Below are 9,865 nucleotides of genomic sequence, written 5' to 3' on the forward strand. Positions count from 1 at the left end.
ATTCAGTGGTTGGCAGCTCGCACCCAAACGGAGAAACACACGGCTTCAACCTCTCAAGGGTTAAGATGCCGGTTGCTGTTCCCCCCTGATCTCTCGCACAGGCGGCACGCTTGTGCGGTTCACTGGCAGCGTCAGGATTCATTTTCGAGGTTTAGAATTCCCTCTAGGTGTTTCCTCCGTAACACTTCAATGCCTATTTTGCCTGCCGGCACAACGTTTTTAACAGAATTAACATTTTTTTTAGAATGTCTTCTTCTCATTTGCGCAACAAACTTAATAATGGGCCGACGCCCAACTACAAACCGATCGCCGAGATCTGGCCCTATCCCCGCTCTTTGGATTGCAAAAGGGCCGGCCTGCGGGCTTGTCGTCTTCTCGTTTGAGCAACAAACTTAATAATAGGCCGCCGCCCAACTACAAACGGCTTGTCGTCTTCTCGTTTGAGCAACAAACTTAATAATGGGCCGCCGCCCAACTACAAACCCCACGACAGCACCACCCAGCCGGTACGAGACGCTCGCCGCTTTTGTGGCCCTTTTCCGCGCTCGCCGGCTGCCGGCGCGCCCCCGAAGCCGTTTAAAATCAATATTTATGGATATTCCCACCCTACCGTTAGCCTTTCAATTCGCCTCCCCAGGGCCAATCATCTTCCAACTGGGGCCACTGGTCATCCGCTGGTATGGCCTTTTGATTGCCTCAGCGGTGCTGCTTGGCATCACCCTCTCCCAGTACCTGGCGTCCCGCCGGCACCTGAAGCCAGAACTGCTGGGCGACTTGGCCATCTGGCTCGTCCTGGCGGCTATTCCTTCCGCCCGAATCTACTATGTCCTGTTTCAGTGGCAAGACTACGCCTCAAATCCAGGCGACATCATTGCCATTTGGAAAGGCGGCATTGCCATTCACGGTGCCATTCTCGGCGGCACCGCCGCCACCTTAATTTTTTCCCGCCTCCAGAAAATTTCCTTCTGGCAACTCGCAGATTTGGTCGCCCCCTCCCTGATTTTGGGTCAGGCCATTGGCCGGTGGGGAAATTTCTTCAATTCAGAAGCCTTTGGGGGTCCCACGAATCTGCCGTGGAAACTCTATATCCCCCCCAGCAACCGCCCGCCGGCGTACATCACTTTCGACTACTTCCACCCCACTTTTCTCTACGAATCCCTGTGGAATTTGATGGTATTTAGCTTATTACTTACCCTATTCTTTCGAGATTTAAAGGGGAAGCCCCGCCTGAAAACCGGCACCTTGTTTTTAGTTTACATGGCGGCTTACAGCTCAGGTCGATTTTGGATTGAGGGATTGAGAACCGACAGCTTGATGCTGGGGCCGCTGCGCATGGCTCAGATGGTCAGCTTAACCGGCATTGTTTTGGGGCTTGCCGGTTTGGTGTGGCTTTACCTCCTCCACCGGCCTCTGCCAGATGTTGTCCCCGCCAACCGGCAGCAGCAGGATTATCGCTCTTCCTCTGCCGGTCCGCCCAACAATTCTCCGTAAAGGCATTTTAAGGCATTTTAGAGTTTAGAGTTTAGATTTTAGATTTTAGATTTTAGATTAAATTTACTTTTTAGGAATCTGAAATCTAAAATCTGACTAGGCTACTTGTGGGCGCAACAGCGAAACTAATTGCTCAATCCCCTTTTGAATCCGCCGCGTCACAGTCATCGGGCTGACGCCAATCCTCTCCGCTACTTCCTTGCGGGGGATATCATTCAAAAACACAAACTCAATCACTTCTCGGGTTTTTTCTTCCAGCTGGCTCAACGCCCCTTGCAGTTGCTGGCGCTCCTCTTCAGCATTTTGCAGCGCTTGGTAGTGCGCGTCGAGCAGCGTATCTCCCAGCGTCACCGGCATGTCCACTTGCTGGCCAATTGTGGCATCCAGACTCAGGGGGGTAGAATTTTGCGTGGCCAACTGGCTTTCCCGCCACTCTTCGAGAGAAACCCCCAGCTTTCTAGCAATTTCAGCCTCGCTAGGAGAGTAACCGAGAGACGCTGTTAATCGCTCGCGAACTTTCTGGCCTTCTTTTTGCAGCTCTTGCCAGCGGCGGGGAATTCTCACCGGATTGCCCTTGTCGCGCAAGAAGTGCAGCATCTCGCCGCGAATGTAAGGAACGGCAAACGAGCTAAAGGCGCATCCCTGGCTGGGGTCGAAGCGCTCAATGGCCCGAATTAAGCCGAGATAGCCGATTTGTTCCAGGTCTTCGTAGGGTTCAGCGCACTGGTGGCTGACTCTGTGAGCAATCTTGCGCACCAAGCCTGCATTCAAGCGCACCAGCTGATTGCGAATTTCGACAGAGCGGTTGTGGTGATAGGAAACCAGCAGCTCCATACCACGGGAGCGGACAGAGGATTGAATTGCCATCCTTAAAAAGCCCTCAACGGTAGAAACCCCTTTGTTTCAGGGAGTTGGGATCGTTAACTCATCAGACCAGACGCACCCGACGCTGAAAAGCAGCTGTACTTATTCTCTGTGGCTCCCCCAAGCCGCAACTATGGTTGTTCTACGGAATTGACTGGGGCGATCCTGCCGCGTCTCAGCACAAACACGTAGGTTTCTACCCCAAACGCCGACTCGCTTTTAGCTTTTCTTAAGGATTAAAGGCTGGCACCGGCGGGCCGCCTAGGCAGGGCCGGCGAAACATAGGTGAAAATAAGCAGTCCCCAGCAATTTCTTGCCCGGACAATCCGAGGAAAAAGGTAGGGTGCGCTACCGAAATGTCTGGGCCGTCTCTGCCGGTGGCCGGTGAGGGTGGCCACGGGGGTTGCCCCTACAGCTTCTGGCTCGGGTTGCGAGACTGCCGGCGAAAAATTCCGTTTGATTATTTCGTTTTATAACAAACCGCCAAGACGCCAAGAACGCCAAGGAGGAAGAAGAAAGAGGGAGAGGGAGAGAAAATTTAATAGGGGCAATTCACCGGAATAGATAGTTGGAGAGGCTGGCGGGGGGAGAAGCGTGCCGGCTGTAACTTAAGAGGATTGACCGGCACCCCACAGGACTCAATCAGCCGGTCGCACCTGGGTCAGGCACCCTGTTGCTGCGGGCGGTCTCGCTGCGGGCCGCCGAAATATAAGTGAAAATAGGTATAGCCAGCAATCTTTTGCCTTGCTAATCGGATGAAAGAATATGAGCAATACGAGTAATTTCCGCCAAGCCATGCGGGAGGCCAAATACCAGCCGCTGGTAGGCCCAAATGTGATTGCCAACGCCCTGCCCTACCTGGGGGGCGGACTTGTCCTCACCGCTGCCGGTACTTACGGCGGGCTGAGGGTTTTAAGTGCCAACCCGGGGCTGTTCATGCCCACTTTCTTGGTGGCTGTGATTCTGGAGTTGGTTCTGTTCTTTGTGGCCCAGAGGGTGGCCGCACAGGGCAACAACAGCACCGCTCTGCCCCTGCTGGCCACTTACAGCCTGCTGACCGGCTACACCCTCACCGGCTTGGTGTTCCTGGCCTTGCGGACAGCGGGAGTTGGCCTGCCTGGAGTGGGGTTTGCCGCCTTGGGGTGCGGCGTCACCTTTATCGCCGCCCGACAAATTGGCTCTAACCTGTCGGAAGAAGACGGCATGGCCGTCACCCGAACGGTACAGCTCGGCATCATTGCCCTGCTGGTCGTCCTCGTTGGCCAATTATTGCTGTCCCTGTTTGGGGTTTACACGCCCACCTGGCTGGAAGTTGCCATCTCCGGCGTCGGGGTGTTTCTGTTTGCCGGTGCGGCGGTGGTTGACTTCTTTATCCTGCCTCGCACCTATCGCAACGAGCAGTACCTGAGCGCCGCCCTGTCGATGTATCTGACGTACATCAACTTGTTTATTTTTATCCTGCGCTTGCTGATCGCCCTCAATAGCCGGGATTAATCCCGCAGGGGCGGGGTGGCTGCAGGTCCGTTGCCCAATCCTGTACAGCGCCTGCAATCCCCCCCTTAAATAGAACCGGGGGTGCGTGACGACTTTGGCGTCACGCACCCTAATTTTCGGGAAATGTGCTATAATGCCGAATGCGGTCAGTTCCTTAGTGTGACTCCCTCTCAGGGCTGGCAGCAGCAAGCGATTTGCCACCATATGCTGAGCTATGCTATATTTTGCTCAAGACAGCCACCACGACCCGAAAACCAAAGGCGGGTGGTTGCTCTGAAAAGTCCAAAACAGCTATCTAAATCCGATTTCCACTCGGTAGGTGGCTGTGTCTAAATCGCCTGAAAGCCCGAACCCCAAAGGCAAATGGCCTTTAGACTTGATGGAGACAGCTTCTTTCTCAAAGGAAGTCACTTTGTCTGGAGTTTGGACGTTGTACTCGCGGGTTCCCTGCGGGCATTGGTTGATACGCCTTGGCTATCGAGCTTGCCTCCTGTGCTTATGTATTTGTTACCAATTGACAGCAATTGATAGCAAAAATGTATCGGATTGAAAGATAATGGAAGTCCTAGACATCAAACGCGAAATCGAAACGCTGTCCTACCGCCTGGGGAAAACCCAGGACTATCTTTGACATACCGGCACTGACAGCCCAGATTCAAGACCTGGAGCAGCTGGCGGCTCAGCCGGCGTTTTGGGACGACCAAGCCGCCGCCCAGCAGACGCTGCAACAACTGGACGGACTGAAATCCCACTTGCAGCAATACGACCGCTGGCGAACCAGTCTGGAAGACGCTACGGCAGTTTTGGAACTGCTGGAGCTAGAGCCCGATGAGGCGCTGCTGCTGGAGGCGGAAACGAATATAACCCAGCTCAACCGCGAACTCGACCAGTGGGAGCTGCAGCAGCTGCTCTCCGGACCCTACGACGAAAAAGGTGCGGTGCTGAGCATAAATGCCGGTGCCGGCGGCACAGACGCTCAAGACTGGGCCGAGATGCTGGTGCGGATGTACACCCGCTGGGGGGAGCGTCAGGGGTACAAGGTGCACCTGACCGAAATTTCAGAGGGGGATGAAGCGGGGATTAAGTCCGCCACCCTGGAAATTGCCGGTCGCTATGCCTACGGCTATCTGAAGGCGGAGAAAGGAACGCACCGGCTGGTGCGGATTTCCCCGTTTAATGCCAACGGCAAGCGGCAAACCAGTTTTGCCGGCGTGGAAGTGATGCCGGCGATCGACACCTCGGTGCAGCTGGAGATTCCAGAGAAGGATCTAGAAATTACGACCTCCCGCGCCGGCGGTAAGGGCGGGCAGAATGTCAACAAGGTGGAAACCGCTGTGCGGATTGTTCACATCCCCACCGGCCTTGCGGTGCGCTGCACCGAAGAGCGCAGCCAGCTGCAAAATAAAGAAAAAGCCCTGGCCATCCTGAAAGCGAAGTTGCTGATCGTCGCTGTTGAGCAGCGGGCCAAGGAAATTGCCCAGATCCGGGGGGATATGGTGGAAGCCGCGTGGGGCAACCAGATCCGCAACTATGTGTTCCATCCTTACCAGTTGGTTAAGGATCTGCGCACCGGCGTGGAAACCACCGCCATCACCGACGTGATGAACGGCGAGCTCGACCCGTTTATCGAAGCTTATCTGCGCCAGGAAAACCAGATTGCCGAAAGCCAGCCGGCATAATACCTTCGGGCGCTGCACAGTAGCGGGATGGGAATGTCTGGAGGGCGGCTGCCGACACGGAGGCTGCCCTCACCGTTTAGGGGCAACGGCGGGGGGATTGCCCCGGGAGCATCCCGTTTTTGCAAAGACTGTCACCCTCTTCCCCCCCATCCCCAGAGGGGGCCCCGAGCCCCCCCTAACCCCCCTCTCCCATTAAGGGAGAGGGGGGAAAAATCAAGAATTCTCCCCTCTCCCCAAAGTGGGAGAGGGGCTGGGGGTGAGGGGGATTACAAAAATGGGATGTTCCCGATTGCCCCTGCATTTTCATTCTTTTGATGCGCAACGCCCGCCCAAGTCTTAGCGGAATACGATCTAGCGGTTCTCAGTTGGATGAACTATGGCCAGAAACCCGGGTTGTTAAAGAAACCGGGTTTCTCAGTACCTCACAAAGGATGAGAACCGCTATAAATGCTGCAACCCTCTTGACAGAGAGGGTTGTTCTGTTCTATAACTAGCGCAAAATTTAATGATTCTTTAGCGGTAGCAGAGCAGATACAGCAAGGGTTGCTAAGACTTTTTAAGGTATCGCTAGCACTGCAAATGGATATCAGATTTAACCAAAGTTACCGGGAGCGATCCCGGGATCTAGGTTTAGAAACTCCGCTTTTGGAACAAGGTGTTTTGCCGTGACTCATCCCCGTGTTATCTGCCTCGGTGAAATTTTGTTTGATTATCTGGCTGACCAGCCCGGGCACTCCCCAAAGCAGGTTGAGTCTTGGACACCCCATGCGGGAGGCGCACCGGCCAATGTGGCCTGCGCTCTAGCCAAGTTGGGGACGCCGGCGGGATTTATCGGCTGTGTTGGCCAAGATGAGCCCGGAGACTCCCTGGTGCGGGTGCTGTCTGGTGCCGGTGTGGGTGTCACCGGCATCCAGCGCCACAAAACAGCACCCACAAGGGCAGTTTACGTCCTGCGCTCAGAAACCGGCGAGCGGGAGTTTGCCGGTTTTGGTGAGCGGGACACCACAGAATTTGCCGATACCTATCTCCAGAGTGACCAATTGCCAGAGGAACTGTTTGAAAATGCTGAATTTCTGGTTTTGGGCAGCTTGGAAATGGCTTATCCCGACAGCCGCAAGGCGATTGAGCGAGCGATCGATCTCGCCGAGCAGCACTACGTCAAAATTGTGCTGGATGTTAATTGGCGACCGGCGTTTTGGCCCGATCCCGCCGACGCCCCCCAGCTGATTCTGGATCTGCTCCCTCAGGTCGATTTCCTCAAGCTTTCCGAAGAGGAAGCTGAATGGCTCTTAGGCGCGACAGATGCCAGTTCCATATCCTACAAGCTCGACTCAGTGGAGGGTGTGCTGATCACCGCCGGCGAGCACGGTTGCTCCTACTGTCTGGGAGACACTTGCTCGCAGGTGCCGGCTTTTCCTGTGAAGGTGGCAGACACCACCGGCGCGGGGGATGCCTTTCTTGCCGGTTTTGTCCACCAGATCTGCCAGCACGGGATTAGCATTCTCGAAGACCCGCAGATGGCGAAAAAAGTGGTAACATATGCCTGTGCGGTGGGGTCGCTGACGGCGACTAAACCGGGTGCGATCGCCGGCGCACCTGATGCCGGTGAGGTGGAAGCTTTCTTGCACAGCAGCGCTGTTCACTAAATCAAGCGGTAAGAAACCGGGTTTCTTTGGGAAAAACCCGGTTTCTAGTATGACTGCGAGCCGCCACCGCCTTTGAGCCGGTTTAAATTTTGTTAAATTCTTTCAGGCAAGGTTGAATTCTATAAAATACATGGTAGGGTTGACTCATGGTTTATGGGGAGCATCCCGATTTTGTAGCACGGGCGTCGCGCTTACGCGCCGCTGCGCTAAAGCCGGGGGAATAAAAAAACTCGCTTGGCAGGCAAGATGCCTGGACGACAAGAGAGGGATTTATAAGAATAGTATGCTCCTTGGTTTATCTTAATGAAGGGAGAGTTTATGAAAGGGCATTTCCTACTTAGCTTTATGGTAAGCTTGGCGGTTTTGGGTGTGGGAACATTAACCAAACAAACCCCTGCACAGGCTGAACCTGCATCTATATTTAGACCAATTATCAGAGATATCCAGAATCGGCTTACCCAAGGAATGGTGATGAGATTGCCGGCTTATTTAGAAGTTATTAATGAGCGAGAAAAGCCAATAACGCTTTATGCGATTTTGGAGCCTTATAAAGACAGGGAATTAAGAATATCTCTAGTTTCAACACCAGATTGTCGGGCCCGTTTTTGTCAGCTCGGATACATTGCTGCTGTGCGAGAAGGTTCCGATAACCGACACCTGGATCAAAAAAGCAGCGGTGTTCCAATTAATTTAGGACAGGGAGTTAGTGGGGTTTACGTTGCTGTTAATCCAAGAGGTGCTTCCAGCGGTCCTTATGGATTGGCAATTTGGGAGCAGAATGGTCTTACTTTTGTAGTAAGTCAGCCTTATTTTCCTGGATTGACCTCAGAGCAGAACAAGCAGAGAATTATCGACATTGCAAGTTCTATGGCTAATGAACCGCCGATTTATGATAAGTTCACTGCGGCTTCTCGGAATATGACAGCAACGCCGAAAGTCCCAACCTGGAGACAATTTGTAGAGCGAGGCGGTGGGCGTTACATTCAAGTCGATTTTGACCTACCTGATGAATTTAGAAATGGCTTTGTTTACTTTAATCAAGGAGCCAGTGTTATTAATGCTTACATCCTAAAAGAGGGGTTGTCCAGCTATCCCGCAGCAATTGAAGGCGGACTCCAACAAATTGATTCTGGACTTGCCGAACAATACATCAAATCAGGTCAAGCCATTAGTCTTTTCTGGAATTTGGGCAACTCCGGTCTTAGATATATCAATGATACTGAAGTGAGGTTTTCCAATTCAGGACATGGGTGTTTTAAAACTATCTGTTTAACGGCTCCTTTTCTCAGTCAGGCAGAAATTAGCCGAATTTTACGTTCAGTGAGAAACATAGGAAACTGAAGACGATTAAACCGGGTGCCATTGCCGGTGCGCAGCCGTGTCGGTAAGGTAACAGGCTTTTAATCTGTGGAGAAAGTCGGTTCCGCCGACAGATATGCGTTCCCAGCTTCAGTCTGGAAACGAGGTTTCTGGGCGGGGGTGCAAGAAACCGGGTTTCTCAATCAATGTTTTCCCCCGGATGGGGGATTCCAGAAACCCGGTTCTCTCGTTCCCAGCTCAAGCTGGGAACGCAATCTGGAGGCTCTGCCTCCTTTCAACGGAAAAGCAGGTTAAAAGCCTAAGAGCTTCTGCGTAATTCATCCAAATGAAACGGCTATAATTGGCTATAATTTATCTTATTGTATCCAAAGAAACCCGGTGTCTAGTATTAGCTGGAATGTTCGCTGCCACCGGCCCGCAGCTCAAGCAGAATCATCCGCACGATTTCCTCTGGCGGCTGCGAGGCGTCGGCAACAATCGCTTCCTCTGGCTCTTCGAGAGTGTCGAACTGGCTTTGCAGCAAGTCCGCTTTCATGTAGTGGTTCTGGCGCGATCGCAGCCGGTGTGAGATCAGCTCGAAAGATCCTTTGAGGTAAACTAGCCTCATGCGCTGCAAGTCGCGCAACAGTGACTGGCGATAGGACGCTTTGAGCGCTGAGCACGCCAGCACCGCGTTTGTGTCCCCCTCCAGCCATCCGTCGATGGCGCGCTGCATCCGATCGAGCCACGGTTTGCGGTCCGCATCGTCGAGGGGGATGCCCCGGCTCATCTTCTCGATGTTTGCCGGTGGGTGAAAATCGTCGGCATCGCTGAAGTTCCAGTTCAGTGATGCCGCCAGCAGCCGGCCAATGGTCGATTTGCCGGAACCAGAGACTCCCATGACTATAACTATCATCGCAGCGCCACCCGATGGAAAATGGGGGCGACCGGGCGGGTCGCCCCTACAATTTTAGCGTTTATAGCAATATGCACTTAGGTTAGGACAGTAAGACAGGCGAGACGCCTGTCCTACGCCTTTTGTCCCTACGCCATTGATGTCTTAACCAGTATGACTAATGCTATAGCGGTCGGGACAGAGGCCCGGTTTATTGCCCCCCGCTAGTGGCTTCGGAGGTCATGGGAATGCCGCAAACAATTGTCCTCCCCTGCATGTTACCCGTGCCGGTGGCGCTGCCGGTTCCCGCCGTCGTGTTGCCTGTGCCGGTGCGGCTGCCGGTTCCTGCTGTTGTGTTACCTGTGCCGGTGCGGCTGCCGGTTCCCGCTGTCGTGTTACCTGTGCCGGTGCGGCTGCCGGTTCCCGCTGTCGTGTTACCTGTGCCGGTGGGATTGGCTGGTCCCTCCGCCTGGGTGTCAGTGCCGGTGCGGCTGTCG

Annotated in this window: 8 protein-coding genes; 5 read left to right on the forward strand and 3 right to left on the reverse strand. The window is 53.9% G+C overall.

Annotation, left to right across the window (positions count from 1 at the left end; genetic code table 11):
- Nucleotides 1–591 precede the first annotated feature (591 nt).
- The gene (gene lgt / locus OSC10802_RS0112155; RefSeq protein WP_017717042.1) at nt 592–1,491 is read left to right on the forward strand and encodes a prolipoprotein diacylglyceryl transferase; all 900 of its coding nucleotides are present in this window, start codon (nt 592–594) and stop codon (nt 1,489–1,491) included.
- A 96-nt stretch (nt 1,492–1,587) separates the two neighbouring features.
- On the opposite strand, the gene OSC10802_RS0112160 is transcribed toward lgt, so the two are convergent.
- On the reverse strand, nt 1,588–2,358 hold the full coding sequence (locus OSC10802_RS0112160; RefSeq protein ID WP_026098407.1) for an RNA polymerase sigma factor SigF: 771 nt from the start codon (nt 2,356–2,358) through the stop codon (nt 1,588–1,590).
- 762 nt (nt 2,359–3,120) lie between these two features.
- On the opposite strand from OSC10802_RS0112160, the gene OSC10802_RS0112170 reads away from it, so the two are divergent.
- The 4 genes from OSC10802_RS0112170 to OSC10802_RS0112185 all read left to right on the forward strand — a co-directional run bounded on the left by OSC10802_RS0112170 (nt 3,121) and on the right by OSC10802_RS0112185 (nt 8,515).
- Nucleotides 3,121–3,849 carry a Bax inhibitor-1/YccA family protein gene (locus OSC10802_RS0112170; RefSeq protein ID WP_017717044.1) on the forward strand — a complete coding sequence of 243 codons (729 nt, stop codon included), beginning with the start codon at nt 3,121–3,123 and terminating at the stop codon, nt 3,847–3,849.
- Between the two features lie 556 nt (nt 3,850–4,405).
- A protein-coding gene (gene prfB, locus OSC10802_RS0112175; protein ID WP_155967623.1) for a peptide chain release factor 2 occupies nt 4,406–5,528 on the forward strand; the annotation gives its coding sequence in 2 pieces (ribosomal slippage) (nt 4,406–4,477 and nt 4,479–5,528; 1,122 coding nt in all).
- 665 nt (nt 5,529–6,193) lie between these two features.
- Nucleotides 6,194–7,174 carry a carbohydrate kinase family protein gene (locus OSC10802_RS0112180; RefSeq protein WP_017717046.1) on the forward strand — a complete coding sequence of 327 codons (981 nt, stop codon included), beginning with the start codon at nt 6,194–6,196 and terminating at the stop codon, nt 7,172–7,174.
- Between the two features lie 318 nt (nt 7,175–7,492).
- Nucleotides 7,493–8,515: a hypothetical protein gene (locus OSC10802_RS0112185; RefSeq protein WP_155967626.1), complete on the forward strand. Its 1,023-nt coding sequence runs from the start codon at nt 7,493–7,495 to the stop codon at nt 8,513–8,515.
- Nucleotides 8,516–8,882: 367 nt separating this feature from the next.
- On the opposite strand, the gene OSC10802_RS0112190 is transcribed toward OSC10802_RS0112185, so the two are convergent.
- The gene (locus OSC10802_RS0112190; RefSeq protein ID WP_044170098.1) at nt 8,883–9,389 is read right to left on the reverse strand and encodes a gluconokinase; all 507 of its coding nucleotides are present in this window, start codon (nt 9,387–9,389) and stop codon (nt 8,883–8,885) included.
- A gap of 190 nt (nt 9,390–9,579) precedes the next feature.
- Nucleotides 9,580–9,865 (reverse strand): hypothetical protein (locus OSC10802_RS52845; protein WP_198525105.1); only part of this gene is annotated, 286 nt, incomplete at its 5' end.

Source organism: Kamptonema formosum PCC 10802 (assembly GCF_000332335.1).
Classification (GTDB): Bacteria; Cyanobacteriota; Cyanobacteriia; order Cyanobacteriales; family Oscillatoriaceae; genus Oscillatoria.

Excerpts from the sequence above, each read along its gene's own strand:
- lgt (WP_017717042.1), top strand. The coding sequence starts at position 592 with ATGGATATTCCCACCCTACCGTTAGCCTTTCAATTCGCCTCCCCAGGG.
- OSC10802_RS0112160 (WP_026098407.1), bottom strand. The coding sequence starts at position 2,358 with ATGGCAATTCAATCCTCTGTCCGCTCCCGTGGTATGGAGCTGCTGGTT.
- OSC10802_RS0112170 (WP_017717044.1), top strand. The coding sequence starts at position 3,121 with ATGAGCAATACGAGTAATTTCCGCCAAGCCATGCGGGAGGCCAAATAC.
- OSC10802_RS0112185 (WP_155967626.1), top strand. The coding sequence starts at position 7,493 with ATGAAAGGGCATTTCCTACTTAGCTTTATGGTAAGCTTGGCGGTTTTG.
- OSC10802_RS0112190 (WP_044170098.1), bottom strand. The coding sequence starts at position 9,389 with ATGATAGTTATAGTCATGGGAGTCTCTGGTTCCGGCAAATCGACCATT.